Below are 18020 nucleotides of genomic sequence, written 5' to 3' on the forward strand. Positions count from 1 at the left end.
GGCCTTCAGTCGCCGTCGCGATTTTCCGGCGGCGGTAGCTGTTCCTTGCGCGCACTGCTGTCTCCCGGCACTTCCGGCCGGCTTTCCATCATCAGCGACAGCGCGGCCTTGGCCATCAGGTGCGCGCTGATCGGCGCGGTGATGAACAGGAACACGGTGATCAGCAGCTCGCGCGGCTGCGGGTCCTCGCCGAGGAAGATGTGGTAGGCCACCGAGCACACCAGCACGCAGCCCACGCCCAGCGTGCTGGCCTTGGTCGGTGCGTGCAGGCGCTTGAAGAAGTCGGACAGGCGCACCAGGCCGAGCGCGCCGACCAGGATGAAGAAGCAGCCGGACAGCAGCAGCGCCGACAGCAGGACCTGGAGGAAGAGCATCATTCGACGATGTCCCGGCGCAGCACGAACTTGCTCAGCACCACGGTGCTGCAGAAGCCGAGCATGGCGATCACCAGCGCGGCCTCGAAGTAGACCGCCGAGTTGATGTACATGCCGAACAGCATCAGTTCGGCGATGGCGGTGACCGAGAGCGTGTCCAGGGCGAGGATGCGGTCGGGCACGGTCGGGCCGCGCAGCAGCCGCCACAGCGCCAGCAGCATCGCCAGCCCGACCATGTGCATGCACACCACCAGCGTGGTCTGGAAAACCAGGTGTCCGGTCACGGGAAGATCTCCATCAGCGGCGCTTCGTAGCGGGACTTGATCTCGGCGATCAGGGCCTGCGGGTCTTCCAGGTGCAGCACGTGCACCAGCAGGTGGCGGCGGTCGTCGGACAGGGCCGAGGACACCGTGCCCGGGGTGAGGGTGATCAGGCTGGTGAGCGCGGCGATGCCGTGGATGTTGCCGATGTCCAGCGGCACCCAGATGAAGCCCGGGGTGAGCCGGCGCTCCGGCCCCAGTACCTGTGCGGCGACGCGGAAGTTGGACAGCAGGATGTCCCACAGCATCACGCCCACCAGCCGCGGCAGCGGCCGCAGCGAGCCGATGCGGGCGAACTCGCGGTCCAGGCGCGCGGCGAACAGCGGGATCACCACGCCCAGCAGCATGCCCAGCAGCAGCTGGCCGAGGTCGAAGCTGGCCGACATCACCATCCAGAACGCGACCACGGTGATCGACAGCACGGGCGACGGGAACAACCGCCGCAGCAGGGACGGGCGCGCGCTCATGGCTGCCTCGATTGCGGGACGGTGCCGCGCACGTCGTGCAGGTACTGCTGCGGTGCCAGCAGCTGCGCGGCGATGGCGTCGGTCTGGCGCATCAGCGGCGCGGCGAACACGCTCATCGCCACCGCGCAGGCCAGCAGCAGGGAGGTGGCGGCGGTCTCGAACGGCCGCGCCGGTACGTCGGGGTCGGGCGGCGGTGCCGCATCCTCCTCGCCGGGCACGTGCCAGAACAGGCGGATGCCGCTGCGCACCAGGCCGATGATCACCAGCAGGCCGCCGCCGAGCACTACCGCCCACACCATGCCCGTATGTGCGGCCGGCACCGCCGACAGCAGCGCGGCCTTGGCCAGGAAGCCGGCCAGCGGCGGCAGCCCGGCCACCGCCACCGCGCCGACCAGGAACAGCAGGCCAGGCACGGTCTTGCCCGGCAGCGCTGCGGCCAGGTCGCGCTCGCCGCGTTCGCCGTTGCGGAAACGGCGGCGGCGGATCAGGTCGGCGACCAGGAACAGGGCGGCGGCGGTGAAGGTGCTGTGCGGCAGGTAGTACAGGCCGGCCGAGATCGTGCCGGCGTTGCCGAGCGCGAAGGCGATGAACAGCGTCGCCGCCGAGACCACCACCAGATAGGCCACCTGCACCCGCAGCCGGGTCGCCGCCAGCGCGCCGAGCGCGCCCAGCAGCAGCGTCGCCGCGCCGGCCCACAGCAGCCAGTCCGCGCCGTAGCCGGCCAGCGCGCCGGCGCCTTCGCCGAACCACAGCGTGCCCACCCGCAGCACCGCATACAGGCCGACCTTGGTCATGATCACGAACAGCGCCGCCACCGCCGCCGGCGCGCGCGCATACGACTCGGGCAGCCACAGGTACAGCGGCAGCAGCGCGGCCTTGGCGCAGAACACCACCAGCAGCAGGCCCAGCGCGGCCTTGGCCAGCTTCAGGTGCGAGGGCGGCAGCTCGGCGATGCGCTGGCCGATCTCGGCCATGTTCAGCGAACCCAGGGTGGCGTAGAGCATGCCCAGGGCGACCAGGAACACCGTCGAGGCCGAGACGTTGAACACCACGTAGTGCAGGCCGATGCGCAGGCGCAGGCCCCGGCCGCCGGACAGCAGCAGGCCGTAGGAGGCGATCAGCAGCACCTCGAAGAACACGAACAGGTTGAAGATGTCGCCGGTCAGGAAGGCGCCGTTGAGGCCGACCAGCTGGAACTGGAACAACGCGTGGAAGTGCGGCGCGCGCCGGTCCCAGCCGGTGCAGGCGTGCAGCAGGCAGGCCGCGGCCAGCAGCAGGGTGGTGCCGAGCATCCAGCCGGACAGGCCATCGGCGACCAGGGCGATGCCCAGCCGCGCCGGCCAGTCGCCGAGCAGGTAGACCATCACCTCGCCCTGGCTGGTGGCGGCGATCAGCAGCGCTTCGACCAGCGCCAGCAGCGCCATGCCGGACCAGGCCACGCTGCGCTGCACCCGGGGGCCGTAGCGGCGGTGCTCGACGAACAGCGACAGCGCCGCGGTCAGCAGCGGCACCAGGATCGGCAGGATCGGCAGGTGGTTCGTCATGCGCCGCCCCCGTGGCCTGCGTCGGGCTCATGCGCGTCGACATGGTCGCTGTGGTTGTCGCTGCGGCTGCGCATCGCCAGCACGATGCTGACCGCGGTCATGGCGAAGGCGATGACGATGGCGGTCAGCACCAGCGCCTGCGGCAGCGGGTCTGTGTAGTGCGCCAGGTCCGAGGCCACGCCGTCCTTGAGTACCGGCGCCTTGCCGCTGACCAGCCGCCCGGCGCTGAAGATCAGCAGGTTGGTGGCATAGGACAGGAAGGTCATGCCGAGGATGACGTCGAAGCTGCGCGCGCGCAGCAGCAGGTACACGCCGATCGCGGTGAGCACGCCGATCGCGCTTGCCAGGGCCAGTTCCATCAGTGCATCTCCCCGGTGCGCGCCGAACGGCGGTGGATGTCGATCTCGCCGTTGCGCGCGTTGCGCGTACGCGACGGCTTGATGGTGCCCATCATCGACAGGATCAGCATCACCCCGCCGAACACCACCAGGTATACGCCGGTGTCGAAGCCCATCGCGCTGGCCAGCGGCACTTCGCCGATCAGCGGCAGGTGCAGGTCGAGGTGGCCGCTGGTCAGGAACGGCACGCCGAACAGCATCGACGCCACGCCGCTGAGCAGGGCGATCAGCAGGCCCAGGCCGATGCAGCGGATGTAGTCGAAGCCGAAGCGCGATTCCACCGACACCGTGCCCTGGATCACGTACTGGATCAGCAGCGGCACCGCCAGCACCAGGCCGGCGATGAAGCCGCCGCCCGGCGCGTTGTGGCCGCGCAGGAACAGGAAGATCGACACCGTCAACGTCAGCGGGAACATGATCTGGGCAAGATCGGCCGGCACCGGCAGCTTGATCGGCGGGCCCGGCATGATCTGTTCCGGCGCCATCCGCGAGCGGCGCAGCAGCGCATGCACCACCAGCGCGGCGATGCCGAACACGGTGATCTCGCCGAAGGTGTCGAAGCCGCGGAAGTCGACCAGGATCACGTTGACCACGTTGTGCCCGTAGGCCTCGGGCAGCGCGCGCCGCAGCATCTCGCCGGCCATGGTGTTGGGCGGCAGGGTCATCATCGCGTAGGCCAGCGCGGCCAGGCCGCCGCCGGCGACGATGGCGATCAGCGCGTCGCGGCGTTTGCGCCACGCCGCGCGTTCGGGCGGCGACTGCGCCGGCAGGTAGTTCATGCCCAGCAGCATCAGCGCCAGCGTCACCGTCTCCACCATCAGCTGGGTCAGGGCCAGGTCGGGGGCGGACAGGAACACGAAGGCCAGCGCCACCATCAGCCCGGTACCGCCCATCACGATCACCGCCAGCAGGCGCTGCCGGTACAGGAACAGCGCGCCCAGCGCGCAGGCCAGCATCACCAGCCACAGCGCCCAGCCCAGCAGCGGCATCGGCTGCGCCGTCGGCCAGTCGGGGAGCGACGGCGCGGCGGCATAGGGCGCGGCGGCCACCACCACCGCGACCAGCACCAGCGCCAGCAGCATGCGCTGCAGGCTGCCGTTGGCCAGGGCATGGGTGAGGCGCTGGGCCAGCCCGAACAGCGCGTCCATGCCGCGCTGGAACAGCTGCTTGCCGACCGGTCGGTTGCTGGCGGCGTACAGGTCGGTCAGACGGCGCAGGCCGAAATACAGGGCGATGCCGCCGGCCACGCCGACCGCGCTCATCGCCAGCGGCAGGTTGAAGCCGTGCCAGATCGACAGGCTGTAGGCGGGCATGGCCGGGCCGAGGATGGCCTGCGCGCCGGCCTGCAGAACCGGCGCCACGGTCAGCGCCGGCGCGATGCCGACCGCCAGGCAGATCAGCACCAGCACCTCCACCGGCACCTTCATCCAGCGCGGCGGTTCGTGCGGCACCACCGCGATATCGAGCGGGCCCTTGCCGAAGAACGTGTCGTGGACGAAGCGCAGGCTGTAGGCCACGCCGAGGATGCCGGCCAGCAGGGCCGCGCCGCTCATCGCCGTGCGCATCCATTGCGGGCCGCCGGTGGCCAGCGCCTCGGCGAACAGCATTTCCTTGGACAGGAAGCCGTTGAGCAGCGGGATGCCGGCCATCGCCAGCGAGGCGATGATCGCCAGCGCGCTGGTGATGGGCATCAGCCGGCGCAGGCCGCCGAGCCGGCGCATGTCGCGGGTGCCGGTCTCGTGGTCGATGATGCCGGCGGCCATGAACAGCGAGGCCTTGAAGGTGGCGTGGTTGAGGATGTGGAACACGCCGGCCACCACCGCCATCGGCGTGGACAGGCCGAACAGCAGGGTGATCAGGCCCAGGTGCGAGATCGTCGAGTAGGCCAGCAGGCCCTTGAGATCATGCTGGAAGATCGCGTTCCAGGCGCCGATCAGCAGGGTGGCCGCACCGATGCCGCTGACCAGGTAGAAGAACAGTTCGCTGCCGGCCAGCGCCGGATGCAGCCTCGCCAGCAGGAACACGCCGGCCTTCACCATCGTCGCCGAATGCAGGTAGGCCGACACCGGCGTCGGCGCGGCCATGGCGTGCGGCAGCCAGAAGTGGAAGGGGAACTGCGCGCTCTTGGTGAAGATGCCGGCCAGCACCAGCAGCAGCGCCCACGGATACAGCGGGCTGCTGCGGATCAGCTCGCCGGAGGCCAGCACCACATCCAGGTCGAAGCTGCCGACGATGCGCCCGATCAGGAGTACGCCGCCGAGCAGCGCCAGCCCGCCGCCGCCGGTGACGACGAAGGCCATGCGCGCGCCTTCGCGCGCGTCCCTGCGGTGCGACCAGAAGCCGATCAGCAGGAACGAACTGATGCTGGTCAGCTCCCAGAACACCATCAGCAGCAGCAGGTTGCCGGACAGCACCATGCCCAGCATCGCGCCCATGAACAGCAGCAGGCAGCTGTAGAAGCGGCGCGCGCTGTCCTGTGCGGAGAGGTAGTAGTGCGCGTACAGCACCACCAGCGCGCCGATGCCCAACACCAGGCCGGCGAACATCCAGGCCAGCCCGTCCAGGCGCAGGGTGGCGTCCAGCCCGATCCGCGGCAGCCAGGCCCAGCTCTCGCGCAGCACCGTGCCATCGAGCACGGCCGGCGTCATCGCTCCCAGCAGCACCAGGCCCAGCAGCGGCGCCGCGCCGGCCAGCCACGCGGCGGCCGTACGTGACAGGCGGGCGTGCAGGGCGATGAGCGCGGCCATCAGGAATGGCAGCGCGAGCAGCAGGGGGAAAACGGATGTCATGCAGGGAATGCGGGATTCGCGAGCAGGTTTTGCAGTCTAACAGGCGCTTTTTTGCTACCGGAACCCCATACATGAACGGGCCGTTCGGGTTCCGTGCGTGCCGGCGAGCGCGCCGCGCCTGCCTTGGCGCCGGTCCGCGCAGGTGTCCGGCGGGTGGCTGCCCGATGGCCGGGGAGCGCGCCTGGTGGGGCATGGCGCAGCGGACGCGGCCACTGGCGCATCCGCGTGCAACGCGTGGAGCGATGCTTCGTTGCGCGTGCCGGGCGAGGGCATGCCGTGGGCAGGGACAGGTGGAGTTGGCGCCTGCCGGAGCGGCAGGCGGGCCTCACGGTTCCGGTTGTGGTGGCAGCGAGCGCGGATCGCGGACCAGCAGCGTGTCCGTTTCCAGGGTGGCGACCAGGCGCCGCGCGACACTGCCGATCAGCAGTTCGAACAGCGCGCCGCGGCCATGCGTGCCGACCACCGCCAGGTCGATGTCCTCGGCCTCGGCATGCTGGCGCAGCAGTCGCGCCGGATCGCCAGGCTCGATCACGGCCTGCACCTGGCCCGGCGCCGCCAGGGCCGGCAGGCCGGCCTGGAAATCGCGGGCCTGCTCGTTCGCGCGCAGCCGGGCCTGCGCCTGCAGCATCTCGCGGTCGCCGGCCAGCAGCGCGCTGCCCGGCGTTTCCAGCGCATGCACCAGCGCCAGCCGCAACGGCGGGCCGAACAGGTCCAGCGCCTGACAGGTCGCGTGGCGGGCGCTTTCCGAGAAATCCGTGGCCACGGCCAGGTTGCGGTAGGGCGCGCGTACGCGCCGGTGCACGACCAGCAGCGGCAGCGGGCAATGCCGGGTCAGCCACAGCACGCTCGAACCGAGTGCGGGCAGCTCGAACGCCGGATCGCTGGCGATCCCGGTCACGATCAGGCCGCAGCCGGCTTCGGCGGCGAGCTGCAGCAGGGCGCGGCCGACATGGCCTTCGCCTATGCGCACCTCCAGCGCGATGCCGTCGGCCTCGGCGCCCAGGTCGCGGCGCAACCGCCATTCCACGGATTGGCGGGCATGCTCGCGGACCAGCGGGTCGGGCGCGTCGAGGATGCCGGCGATCATCCGCTGCGCCGGCACCGGCGGAAGCACGGTCGCCACCACCAGCCGCGCATTCCATTGCCGCGCCAGCTGCAGGGCGCGCGACAGGGCGCGGTCGCAGCGCGCACTCAGGTCGGTGGCCAGCAGGATGGCGCCCGGCGGCGCGGAGCGGGAGTTCGGCATGGCGTCCTCGGCAGTTCGGTCGCGCCGAGTCTACCCGCTGGGCGTCAGCCTGTTCCGATCGCCTATCCTTTCGCCATGGAAGCAGGGCGACACGACCAAAAGACGCCGCGGCGCGCGCTGGTGTTCGGTGGCAGCGGACAGATCGGCGAGCGGGTGCTGGCCGGGCTGCTGGCCGATGGCTGGCAGGTCAGCGCGGTATCGCGCGCGCCGCGCGCGCCGGCACCGGGGCTGGCGTGGCGGCAGGGCGATCTGTCCGGCGACTGGCAGGACGCGTGTCCGTTCGACGCGGTGTTCAGCTGCGGCCCGCTCGATCACTTCGCGCGCTGGTACGCGGCATCAGGCATCGCCGCGCCGCGCGTGGTCGCATTCGGTTCCACCAGCGTCGAGGTCAAGGAGGATTCGAGCGAAGCGGCCGAGCGCGACGTCGCCCGCCGGCTGCGCGAGGCCGAGTCCCTCCTGTTCGCCACCGCGCGCGACCGCGGCGCGGCGGCGACGGTGCTGCGACCCACCCTGGTCTACGGCGCCGGCCGCGACGTCACGTTGACCGCGATCGCGCGGTTGGCGTCACGCGCAGGGGTGTTCGTATTGCCCTCCGGAGCCGATGGCCTGCGCCAGCCGGTGCACGTGCAGGACCTGGCCGACGCCGCGCTGCAGGTGCCGCGGCATCCGGCCACGGCCGGGCGCGCCTATGCGCTGGGGGGCGGCGAACGCCTGGGCTATGCGGAAATGGTGCGGCGGGTGCTGGCGGCGCTGCAGCCGCAACCGCGACTGCTGCGCGTACCGGCGCCCCTGTTCCGCACCGCGCTGACGCTGGCCCATGCCGCCGGCCGCCTGCGCGGCATGAACGCCGCCGCGCTGGCGCGCATGCGTGAGCCGCTGGTGTTCGACATCGGCCCGGCGCAGCGCGATTTCGGCTATGCGCCGCGTCCGTTCCTGCCGACCCGGGACATGTTCGGCCTGTAGAGCGGGGCAGCGTTCGGCCGGGGCATCACCGGCAAAGCCCCGCCGGGCGTCGCCCGGCGCTACAGAGCTGCAGGGCTCGTCCTGTAGAGCGGGCAGCGCCCCGCTGGGGCATCACCGGCAAAACCCCGCCGGGCGTTGCCCGGCGCTACATAGCCGCAGCGCTCATCCTGTAGAGCGGGGCAGCGCCCCGCTGGGGCATCACCGGCAAAGCCCCGCCGGGCGTTGCCCGGCGCTACATAGCCGCAGCGCTCATCCTGTAGAGCGGGGCAGCGCCCCGCTGGGGTATCACCGGCAAAACCCCGCCGGGCGTTGCCCGGCGCTACATAGCCGCAGCGCTCATCCTGTAGAGCGGGGCAGCGCCCCGCTGGGGCATCACCGGCAAAACCCCGCCGGGCGTTGCCCGGCGTTACAGGGGTATCCGCGATCCGGACGGACGGGCTTTCCCTCAAGGGACGGGCCGTTCAGTACTTCCAGCCGAACTGGCGGTACAGCTTGGCCAGTACCCAGATCGGGCCGATCAGCAGATACGTCAGGTCGGTGAGGAAACTGGGCCGGCGGCCTTCGATGTGATGGCCGATGAACTGCGCGATCCATGCCACCACGAACACGCCGATGCCGGAGAAAAGCAGGCCGCGCAGGCCGATGCGGTCTTCCAGCAGCCGGCACAGGCAGCCGGAGATGAAGAACAGGATCAGCATGCCGATGCCCAGCGGCCGCGACAGGCGGTTGTAGTACGCCCAGGCGCCGAACATCGCCAGCGCCGCCCAGATGCCGTACTGGAACCACGGCAGCAGCGGCGGGATGCACCACAGCAGGGCGATCACCGACCACGCGATGGCCGGCACCGCGACCACGTGGATGGCCTGGTTGGTGGCATTGCGATGGTCGCCGGAGTAACTGGCGAACCAGCGGTCGATGGGGCGTGCGGCGCTCATGTCCATGCTGCCTCTTCTCCCGGCGGGGCGTGTGGGGCGCGCCCGGGCGGGCGCGCCGGTGGTCAGTCGATGTGGATGCCGGCCAGCTTCTGCAGGGCTTCGGCGTACTTGTCGCGGGTGCGCGAGATCACCTCGGCCGGCAGCTCCGGGCCGGGGGCGGTCTTGTTCCAGTCCAGCGTTTCCAGGTAGTCGCGCACGAACTGCTTGTCGTAGCTCGGCGGGCTGGTGCCGACCTCGTACTCGTCGGCCGGCCAATAACGCGAGGAATCCGGCGTCAGCATCTCGTCCATGATGTACAGGCGGCCGTCGGCGTCGGTGCCGAACTCGAACTTGGTGTCGGCCAGCAGGATGCCGCGCTCGGCGGCATAGGCGGCGGCGAACTTGTAGATGCGCAGGGTGGCGTCGCGCACCTTTTCGGCCAGGTCGGCGCCCACCGCCTTGACCATCGCATCGAAGTCGATGTTCTCGTCGTGGTCGCCCACCGCCGCCTTGGTGGACGGGGTGAAGATCGGCTCGGGCAGCTGCTGCGCCTGCTGCAGGCCGTCGGGCAGCTTGATGCCGCTGACCTGACCGGTGCGCTGGTAGTCCTTCCAGCCGCTGCCGATCAGGTAGCCGCGGGCGATGGCTTCCACCGGCACCGGTTTCAGCTTCTTCGTCACCACCGCGCGCCTGGCGTACAACGCCGGGTCCACGCCCTCGGGCAGCACGCTGGCCACGTCGATGCCGGTCAGGTGGTTGGGCATCAGGTGTTCGGTCTTGCCGAACCAGAAGTTCGACACCTGGCACAGCATCTCGCCCTTGCCGGGAATCGGGTCGGGTAGCACCACGTCGAACGCGGACAGGCGGTCGGTGGCCACGATCAGCAGGTAGTCGCCGGCAGGCGTGTCGGCGGGCAGACGTTCGCGCGGGATATCGAATACATCGCGCACCTTGCCGCGGTGGCGCAAGGGCAGGCCGGGAAGATCGGATTGCAGCAGCGTGGTCGGCACGGGCACTCCTGGAACTTGGCGATGAAGCCGTCGGCACAGGACCCGGGGGCCCGCGGCGGACGGCGGGCGGCCTAGTGTAAGGCCGTCCGGGGCCGCTGTGGCATAAAATGCGCGTCCGATCTGTCAAGGCCACAGCCCCACCCATGCGCTGGTACGGAAAACTGCTGGGATTCATCGCCGGCGCCCTGCTGTTCAGGCCCAACCCGCTGTTCGGCGCGGTGGTGGGCATGCTGCTGGGGCACGCGTTCGACAACGACTGGTTCAAGCTGGGCAAGGACCTGCCCTACCGCGAACTGGGCGTCACCCGCGATGCCACCGACGCCGAGATCGACCTGGCCTACCGCCGCCTGATTTCCCAGTACCACCCCGACAAGGTGGCCGGCGCCGCGCCCGAACTGCGCGCCCAGGCCGAAAGGAAGGCCCGGCAGATCAACGCCGCCTACGACCGCATCAAATCCCTGCGCAAGCGCTGAAAGGCTCCGACATGTCCAACTGCATCATCGCCCCGTCCATCCTCTCGGCCGATTTCGCCCGGCTCGGCGAGGAAGTCGACAACGTCATCGCCGCTGGCGCCGACTGGGTCCATTTCGACGTGATGGACAACCATTACGTGCCCAACCTGACCATCGGCCCGATGGTCTGCCAGGCGCTGCGCAAGCACGGCGTGACCGCGCCGATCGACGTGCACCTGATGGTCGAACCGGTGGACCGCATCGTGCCGGACTTCGCCGAAGCCGGCGCCAGCCTCATCAGTTTCCATCCGGAGGCCTCGAAGCACGTCCACCGCACCATCCAGCTGATCAAGTCGCACGGCTGCAAGGCCGGCCTGGTGTTGAACCCGGGCACGCCGGTGGAAGTGCTGGACTGGGTGCTGGAAGACCTGGACCTGGTGCTGCTGATGTCGGTCAACCCCGGCTTCGGCGGCCAGGCCTTCATTCCCTCCACGCTGGACAAGCTGCGCGCGGTGCGGGCGATGATCGACAAGCGCGGCAAGCCGGTGATCCTGGAAGTCGACGGCGGCGTGAAGGCCGACAACATCGGGCAGATCGCCGCGGCCGGCGCCGACGCCTTCGTCGCCGGCTCGGCCATCTTCAACGCCCCGGACTACGCACAGGTGATCGCGCAGATGCGCGGCAACGTCGCCGCGGCGCGGGGCTGAGGCAAGCAGGCCTCTCCCTCTGCGGCTGGGCATGACATGAGGCTTTTCCTCCAGGGCCGGCACTTCGCAGCCTTCTGTCGGGGGACGATATTGGCGTGCCTCATCTGGAGCGGAAACTCGCAGGCCCAGCCAGACCCGGCATCGGTGGTCGAAACCCTCTGCGCCAAGCGTGTGGTCGCCTTGGGAGAACTCCCCAGCCATGGCGAGGCATCGGCATTCCGGTTCAAGGCCGAGGTGGTGCGGAGGCTGGTCGATCAGTGCGGGTTCGATGCTGTCCTGTTTGAAGCGCCGATCTACGATTTCCTGGGCTTTGAGCATGCCTTGGAAGAAGGAGCCGCCGGGCAGCGGCAACTGGACAATGCGATCGGCCGGTTCTGGTGGGTGCAGGAACTCGCCGACTGGCGTCGATGGTTGATGGTCTCCTCGATGCAGCGCCGGGTTTTGGTCGGCGGCCTGGACGATCAGGTCAGTGCGACAAGCGTTTATGCAATGACGGTGCTTCCGGCGCTGGTAGGGCGTCGATTGCCGGGTGACGAGGGCATGGCATGTAAAAATGCCGTGGAAAGAAATCTGCTCTGGAGCTATGACGACAGCGTCCCCTATGACGCTGCGGAACAGCGGTTGCTGGACGATTGCGCGCGGCACGCACGGGATTCCGTGGTTCGGTCTTTGAGTGAAAACGAACCGCATATGCTTGGGAATCTAGCCACCTATCATCATCGGACCGCAGGAGGAGCATCGGTTGTCCCGCGCGACGATGTGATGTATCGGAATGTGCTCTGGTACCTGGAGCGGCTACCCGGGGATGCGCGGATCGTCATCTGGACCGCAAACGTGCATGCTGCCCGCAAGAGCGTTCCGGAGCGGGCGTCGTCGATGGGCGCGTTGCTGGCAGAGCGGTTCGGTGGCGATTTCGCCGCCATTGGTGGAACCGCACTGGATGGTTGGTCGCGGATGGCTGGAGGACCTGTGCGGCGGTTGGCACCAGTTCCCTCCATTGCACTGGAAAGAGAAGCGTCCGCGGCTGCCGGTCCGGTGGACTATCTGGACGGCACACGCTTGAGTGCGATGGGGCGGGTCGCCTCACGGTTGTTCGGGGAATTCCGCGTCGAGAGCTGGGGTGACTATTTCGACGGCGTATTCATCGTCCGTGACGAGAAAGGTCCGACGCCAGGCTGGGAGTAACAGGGGACAGCCCGGTGCGGTGTTGGCAGAATGCGGCGTTCCCTGCTGAGCGAGGTTGAGATGCCAAAGTTGAACATCCGTCCAGCCGTCGCCGATGACGCCGGCCTGATCCTGCATTTCATCCGCGAACTGGCGATCTACGAAAGAGCCGAATCGTCGGTGCAGACCGACGAGGCCGGCATCCGTGCCAGCCTGTTCGGCACCGGTGCCAAGGCGCAGGCGCTGGTCTGCGAGCGCGACGGCAAGGCCATCGGTTACGCGGTGTATTTCTATAACTACTCCACCTGGCTGGGCCGCAACGGCATCTACCTGGAAGACCTGTACGTCAGCCCGGAACATCGCGGATGCGGCGCGGGCAAGGCGCTGCTGCAGCACATCGCGCGGTTGGCGGTGGCGCAGGGCTGCGGCCGTTTTGAATGGTCGGTGCTGGACTGGAACACGCCGGCGATCGATTTCTACCGCGCCGCCGGCGCGCTGCCGCAGGACGAATGGACCGTGTACCGGCTGCAGGGCGATGCCCTGCGGCGGTTCGCCGAAGGCTGAAACACGCGGACTCCGGGCGCTGCCCGGCGCTACAGAACCCGCCGCCTTGTAGAGCGGGGCAACGCCCCGCTGAGGCTTTCCCGGCGAAGCCCCGCGGGCGCTGCCGACGCTACAGAACCCGCCGCCTTGTAGAGCAGGGCAACGCCCCGCTGAAGCTTTCCCGGTGAAGCCCCGCCGGGCGTTGCCCGGCGCTACAGAACCTGCCGTCTTGTAGAGCAGGGCAAGGCCCACCCTGCGGGGCCTCACAAGCTCCGCCGGACGCAGCTCGTCATGCGCCTCGCGTACTCCGCATCCAGGAAGTGATGGGAATAAAAAAAAGGCCGTGGCGTCGCCGCCACGGCCGGGGGAATTCGTGGGAGGCTGATCCTGCCTCCATCCATCATCCCTGCTATGGCCTTCCATTCTCCGGACGGGCGATGACGCGACGATGACGGCAGCATTGCCGCTTCGTGGCAGTGGCGGACATTACAGAGCGTTCATGCGTGCGCCACGTTCCCGTTAGCCGGCGTGGCGCAACCTGTCCTCGATGGTTGGAAACACCATCCTCCTGAACCTCCACCCTGCAGCCAGCCCAAAGGATCACGCATATGAAGACCTCCGCCCTTCTCCTCGCCGTCGGCCTGACCCTGGGCGCCGGCACCGCGTTCGCCGCGCAGTCGACCGCCCCGGCCACGCCCGCCACCCCGGCGGCGCCGGCCACGCAGATGGCCCCCGCCGCCAAGATGGCCGCCGCGCCGGCCGCCAAGCACCACGGCAAGAAGCATCACCACCGCGCCGCCACCGCCAAGCCGGCGGTCGCCGCCCCGACCTCGGGTGCGGGCAGCAAGTAAGTTCCTGGCTCGGGATGGCCACGCCGGTCCATGGGCCGGCGTGGCCCGCCTGTGTCCGGTCCGGTCAGCGTGACGGAGGGCAGGGCAATGAACGCGAATATCCGCCGCCTGCATCGGGCGATGGCCTTGGTCCTGCTCGCCGTCCTTGGTGGCGCGATGGTGGGGGGCGCCGTTGCCGGGCCTGTCACCCCGCCGGTTCCCAGTTCCAGTTCTTCCTCTTCAAGGCCGCCGCCCGTGGTGGCGAAGGCGCCGCCACGCTGCCTCAAGCGCAGCGCCCTGGGCAAGTGCGAACGCCGCGCGCCAGCCACCGGCCGCCGCAATCCGCCCGCCGTCCCCGCCGCGACGCATTGAGCCGGACCGCGGGCCTGCCAGCGGCGCCGCCGCCGGCGCTATGCTTCCTCCACCCAGGCCACACACACGCCTCCATGCGCATACTGGTCGTCGAGGACGATACGCAGATTTCGGCATTCATCGCCAAGGGGCTGCGCGAGGACGGGCACGTCGTCGACTGCGTGGACAACGGCCGCGACGGCCTGTTCATGGCCACGACCGAAGCCTATGCGGCGGTCGTGCTGGACCGCATGCTCCCCGGGCTGGACGGCCTCACCGTGCTGCGCACGCTGCGCGGTGCCGGCAATGCGGTGCCGGTGCTGCTGCTGACCGCGCTGGCCGACGTCGACCACCGCGTCGAAGGCCTGCGCGCCGGCGCCGACGACTATCTGGTCAAGCCCTTCGCCTTCGCCGAGCTCAGCGCCCGGCTTGATGGGTTGTCGCGCCGCAGTCCGGCCGCGTCGCAGGCCGCGCCGTCGACGCGGCTGCAGGTCGCCGACCTGGAACTGGACCTGCTGCGCCGTGCCGCCTCGCGCAGCGGCCGCGCCATCGAACTGCTGCCGCGCGAGTTCATGTTGCTCGAATACCTGATGCGCAACGCCGGCCGCGTGGTCACCCGCACGATGCTGCTGGAGTCGGTGTGGAACTACCACTTCGATCCGCAGACCAATGTGATCGACGTGCACATCAGCCGCCTGCGGCAGAAGATCGACCACGGCTTCGCCACGGCGCTGCTGCACACGGTGCGCGGCGCCGGCTACCGGCTCGGCGATTGATGCGCCTGCTGCGCTCCACCACCTCGCGGCTGGCACTGGCGGTGTCCATCGCCTTCCTGCTGTCCTTCATTCTGCTCGGCACCGGCATCTACGCCGCGGTGTCGACCCTGCTCGAACGCGATGCGCACGAGGTCGTACGCACCGATGCGGCCGGGCTGCGCGATCTCTACCGCCACGCCGGTTACGCGCGGCTGCGCGAGGAACTGCTGGGGCGCATCCAAACTCCGGACGATCCGGACATGGTCTACCTGCTGCTGGACGCCGACGGCAGGGTCATCGCCGGCACGCTGGCGGCCCTGCCCGGCTGGAGCGCGAGCGCGCATTGGCTGGAGTTCATCGACGAGGAGTCCGACGACGACCCGCGGGTGATCGCGCACCAGCAGCTGCTGGACAACGGTCAATACCTGGTCGCCGGCCTGCGCATGCGCTCGGAAGACGGCTTCCTGCGCCTGATCCTGCATTCGGCACTGGCGGCGCTGCTGGCCGCGGCGGTGATGGGCGCGATGGTCGGGCGCTGGACTTCGCGCTGGGTGGCGCGGCGCCTGGGCAGCCTGGACCGCACCGCCGAGCGCGTGGCCGCCGGCGAAATGGACCTGCGCGTGCACAGCGACGGCAGCGGCGATGCGTTCGACCGCGTCGCGCTGCGCTTCAACGGCATGCTGGACCGGATCCAGGCGCTGCTCGACGCGGTCCGCCATGCCACCGACCACATCGCGCACGACCTGCGCACCCCGCTGAGCCGCCTGCGCACGCGGCTGGAATCGATGCGCGACGTACCGGCCATCGCCGGCTCGCCGGCGGCGCTGGCTGAACTGGAGGCGGGGCTGGCGGAAACCGATGGCCTGCTGCAGTCCTTCTCCGCGCTGCTGCGCCTGTCGCGGATCGAGGCGCAGCCGGCGACCGCCGGCGATGCCTCCGTCGTGGATCTGGACCGGTTGATCGACGATGTGGTCGAGCTCTACCAGCCGGTCGCCGCCCAGCGCGGCATGCGGCTGCGCGTCCTGGGCGAACCGCTGCAGGTGATGGGCGATCCGGACCAGTTGTTCCAGGTGCTGGTGAACCTGCTCGACAACGCGCTCAAGTACGGGCCGGCCGGCGGTACCGTCACCATCGCCATGGCCGCGGCGGGCGAGCAGGCCGAACTGAGCATCCGCGATGAAGGCCCCGGCATCCCTGAGGGCGACCGCCAGCGCGTGTTCGATCGGTTCCAGCGCCTGCAGGCCGACCGCAGCCAGCCCGGCACCGGGCTGGGCTTGAGTCTGGTGCGCGCCATCGTCGCCCGCCACCGCGGCACCATCGTCCTGTCCGACGGCGACGCCGGGCCCGATGGCAATCCGGGGCTGTGCGTGACCCTTCACCTGCCGCGGCGGCATTCACCTGCCATGGATTGAGGTGGGCGACAACCGCGGCATGGCGGCCCGAAAGCACCATGGGACGGGCGTGGAAAGTTGCCCCTGCAAGTGTTCCGTGGCGCTGCCGCGGCACCCGCGGCCGCCCATTTGCGGTACAGTTGCGCGGTGTCCAATCTGACGACCAAGCGTTCCCTTTCTTCCGCTCGCCGCTGGTGGCGATGGTGGCCCGTTGCCGTCGTCCGTACCGCCACCACCGATTTCCGGAAGGAAGACCGTCTTGATCACGTTCGAGCAGTTCCAGCAGCAGGCCGCTGAAGGCCATACCCCCGGCTCCCGTAATTTCGTTCCCGTCGTCCGCGAAGTGCTGTCCGACCTGGACACGCCGCTCTCGGTCTACCTGAAGCTCGCCGACGGTCCGCATACCTACCTGTTCGAATCGGTCGAGGGCGGTGAACGCTTCGGCCGCTATTCGATCATCGGCCTGCCGGCGCGGCGCATCTACAGCTTCCGTGGGCATACGCTGGAAGTCAGCGAGCTGGGCGAAGTGGTCGAACGCCGCGAAGTGGCCGATCCGCTGGCCGAAGTGGAAGTGCTGCGCAACCAGTATTCGGTGCCGCAGCTGGAGGGCCTGCCGGGCTTCACCGGGGGCCTGGTCGGCTGGTTCGGCTTCGAGTGCATCCAGTACATCGAGCCGCACCTGGGTGCCGGCGACAAGCCCGACGAACTCGGCACGCCGGACATCTACCTGATGCTGTCCGAAGAACTGGCGGTGTTCGACAACCTCAAGGGCCGGCTGTACCTGATCGTGCATGCCGATCCGACCCAGCCGCAGGCCTGGGCGCGCGCCAACCGCCGCCTCGACGAACTGGCGCATCGGCTGCGCCAGGCCGGCGCCGGCTACCCGCAGGCGCAGGTGTCCGACGCCATCGACGAGCAGGATTTCCAGTCCTCCTTCACCCGCGAGCAGTACCACGACGTGGTGCGCAGGGCGCAGGACTACGTGCGCGCCGGCGACATCTTCCAGGTGGTGCCGAGCCAGCGCCTGCGCGTGCCGTTCCGTGCGCGGCCGATCGACGTGTACCGCGCGCTGCGCGCGCTGAATCCGTCGCCATACATGTATTTCATCGACGTCGGCGGCACCCAGGTGGTGGGCTCCTCGCCGGAGATCCTGGCGCGCCTGCGCGACGGCATCGTCACCGTGCGCCCCATCGCCGGCACCCGCCCGCGCGGCGCCACGCCGGAGCTGGACAAGGCGCTGGAAGTCGAGCTGCTGGCCGATCCCAAGGAGCGCGCCGAGCACGTGATGCTGATCGACCTGGGGCGCAACGACGTCGGCCGCGTCGCCGAGCCGGGCACGGTCAAGGTGGGCGAGCAGTTCGTGATCGAGCGCTACAGCCATGTCATGCACATCGTCAGCGAGGTCACCGGCACGCTGAAGGCCGGGCTGAGCTACAGCGACGTGCTGCGCGCCACCTTCCCGGCCGGCACCGTCAGCGGCGCGCCGAAGATCCGCGCGCTGGAGATCATCCGCGAGCTGGAGCCGGTCAAGCGCAACGTGTACTCCGGCGCGGTCGGCTACATCGGCTGGCACGGCGACGCCGACACCGCCATCGCCATCCGCACCGCGGTCATCCAGGATGGCTACCTGTACGTGCAGGCCGGCGGCGGCGTGGTCTACGACTCGGACCCGGACGCGGAGTGGCACGAGACCATGAACAAGGGCCGCGCGCTGTTCCGCGCGGTGGCGCAGGCGGCGAAGGGGCTTTGACCCTTGCCTCAGCGCCGCCGGTTTCCGACGTAAATGCCGTTCCACTCGCCAT

At 69.6% G+C, this 18020-nt stretch carries 19 protein-coding genes; 10 read left to right on the plus strand and 9 right to left on the minus strand.

Going from position 1 to position 18020, the window contains the following annotated elements:
- Positions 1–5: 5 nt before the first annotated feature.
- From QMX80_RS01695 to QMX80_RS01725, 7 genes are all read right to left on the minus strand, one after another.
- Positions 6–377, minus strand: coding sequence for a Na+/H+ antiporter subunit G (locus tag QMX80_RS01695; RefSeq protein ID WP_282274875.1), 372 nt, complete (start codon positions 375–377; stop codon positions 6–8).
- A complete protein-coding gene (locus QMX80_RS01700) occupies positions 374–658 on the minus strand; it encodes a K+/H+ antiporter subunit F (protein WP_055766417.1) in 285 nt (94 codons plus the stop codon). Before QMX80_RS01700 ends, QMX80_RS01695 begins: the two co-directional genes overlap by 4 nt.
- Entirely contained in the window at positions 655–1161 is a 507-nt protein-coding gene (locus QMX80_RS01705) for a Na+/H+ antiporter subunit E (RefSeq protein ID WP_282274878.1), read from the minus strand. Before QMX80_RS01705 ends, QMX80_RS01700 begins: the two co-directional genes overlap by 4 nt.
- A complete protein-coding gene (locus tag QMX80_RS01710; protein ID WP_282274879.1) occupies positions 1158–2705 on the minus strand; it encodes a monovalent cation/H+ antiporter subunit D in 1548 nt (515 codons plus the stop codon). Before QMX80_RS01710 ends, QMX80_RS01705 begins: the two co-directional genes overlap by 4 nt.
- The gene (locus QMX80_RS01715) at positions 2702–3064 is read right to left on the minus strand and encodes a Na+/H+ antiporter subunit C (protein WP_055766408.1); all 363 of its coding nucleotides are present in this window, start codon (positions 3062–3064) and stop codon (positions 2702–2704) included. Before QMX80_RS01715 ends, QMX80_RS01710 begins: the two co-directional genes overlap by 4 nt.
- Positions 3064–5892, minus strand: coding sequence for a monovalent cation/H+ antiporter subunit A (locus QMX80_RS01720; protein ID WP_282274883.1), 2829 nt, complete (start codon positions 5890–5892; stop codon positions 3064–3066). Before QMX80_RS01720 ends, QMX80_RS01715 begins: the two co-directional genes overlap by 1 nt.
- Before the next feature lie 325 nt (positions 5893–6217).
- A complete protein-coding gene (locus tag QMX80_RS01725) occupies positions 6218–7138 on the minus strand; it encodes a universal stress protein (RefSeq protein ID WP_273081026.1) in 921 nt (306 codons plus the stop codon).
- A 75-nt stretch (positions 7139–7213) separates the two neighbouring features.
- Here QMX80_RS01725 and QMX80_RS01730 point away from each other — a divergent pair, with 75 nt between their 5' ends.
- Positions 7214–8101: an NAD-dependent epimerase/dehydratase family protein gene (locus tag QMX80_RS01730; RefSeq protein ID WP_282274884.1), complete on the plus strand. Its 888-nt coding sequence runs from the start codon at positions 7214–7216 to the stop codon at positions 8099–8101.
- Between the two features lie 461 nt (positions 8102–8562).
- Here QMX80_RS01730 and QMX80_RS01735 read toward each other — a convergent pair whose 3' ends face one another.
- The gene (locus QMX80_RS01735; protein WP_055766397.1) at positions 8563–9042 is read right to left on the minus strand and encodes an Mpo1-like protein; all 480 of its coding nucleotides are present in this window, start codon (positions 9040–9042) and stop codon (positions 8563–8565) included.
- 56 nt (positions 9043–9098) lie between these two features.
- Positions 9099–10025 carry a phosphoribosylaminoimidazolesuccinocarboxamide synthase gene (locus QMX80_RS01740; RefSeq protein ID WP_055767375.1) on the minus strand — a complete coding sequence of 309 codons (927 nt, stop codon included), beginning with the start codon at positions 10023–10025 and terminating at the stop codon, positions 9099–9101.
- A 143-nt stretch (positions 10026–10168) separates the two neighbouring features.
- Here QMX80_RS01740 and QMX80_RS01745 point away from each other — a divergent pair, with 143 nt between their 5' ends.
- From QMX80_RS01745 to trpE, 9 genes are all read left to right on the plus strand, one after another.
- The gene (locus QMX80_RS01745; protein WP_055766393.1) at positions 10169–10498 is read left to right on the plus strand and encodes a DnaJ domain-containing protein; all 330 of its coding nucleotides are present in this window, start codon (positions 10169–10171) and stop codon (positions 10496–10498) included.
- An 11-nt stretch (positions 10499–10509) separates the two neighbouring features.
- Positions 10510–11184, plus strand: a complete 675-nt coding sequence (gene rpe, locus QMX80_RS01750; RefSeq protein WP_055766391.1) for a ribulose-phosphate 3-epimerase — start codon at positions 10510–10512, stop codon at positions 11182–11184.
- A gap of 144 nt (positions 11185–11328) precedes the next feature.
- Positions 11329–12369: an erythromycin esterase family protein gene (locus QMX80_RS01755; RefSeq protein ID WP_282274890.1), complete on the plus strand. Its 1041-nt coding sequence runs from the start codon at positions 11329–11331 to the stop codon at positions 12367–12369.
- 60 nt (positions 12370–12429) lie between these two features.
- Positions 12430–12912: a GNAT family N-acetyltransferase gene (locus tag QMX80_RS01760; RefSeq protein ID WP_282274893.1), complete on the plus strand. Its 483-nt coding sequence runs from the start codon at positions 12430–12432 to the stop codon at positions 12910–12912.
- 587 nt (positions 12913–13499) lie between these two features.
- Positions 13500–13742 carry a hypothetical protein gene (locus tag QMX80_RS01765; RefSeq protein WP_152984122.1) on the plus strand — a complete coding sequence of 81 codons (243 nt, stop codon included), beginning with the start codon at positions 13500–13502 and terminating at the stop codon, positions 13740–13742.
- An 87-nt stretch (positions 13743–13829) separates the two neighbouring features.
- On the plus strand, positions 13830–14093 hold the full coding sequence (locus tag QMX80_RS01770) for a hypothetical protein (protein ID WP_282274895.1): 264 nt from the start codon (positions 13830–13832) through the stop codon (positions 14091–14093).
- A gap of 74 nt (positions 14094–14167) precedes the next feature.
- Entirely contained in the window at positions 14168–14848 is a 681-nt protein-coding gene (locus tag QMX80_RS01775; RefSeq protein ID WP_282274897.1) for a response regulator transcription factor, read from the plus strand.
- The gene (locus QMX80_RS01780) at positions 14848–16239 is read left to right on the plus strand and encodes a sensor histidine kinase (protein WP_282274899.1); all 1392 of its coding nucleotides are present in this window, start codon (positions 14848–14850) and stop codon (positions 16237–16239) included. Before QMX80_RS01775 ends, QMX80_RS01780 begins: the two co-directional genes overlap by 1 nt.
- Positions 16240–16477: 238 nt before the next feature.
- Complete coding sequence (gene trpE, locus QMX80_RS01785) at positions 16478–17968, plus strand: anthranilate synthase component I (protein WP_055766379.1); 1491 nt, start codon at positions 16478–16480, stop codon at positions 17966–17968.
- Positions 17969–18020 lie beyond the last annotated feature (52 nt).

Source organism: Stenotrophomonas sp. PS02297 (assembly GCF_029959705.1).
GTDB classification, from domain to species: domain Bacteria; phylum Pseudomonadota; class Gammaproteobacteria; order Xanthomonadales; family Xanthomonadaceae; genus Stenotrophomonas; species Stenotrophomonas nitritireducens.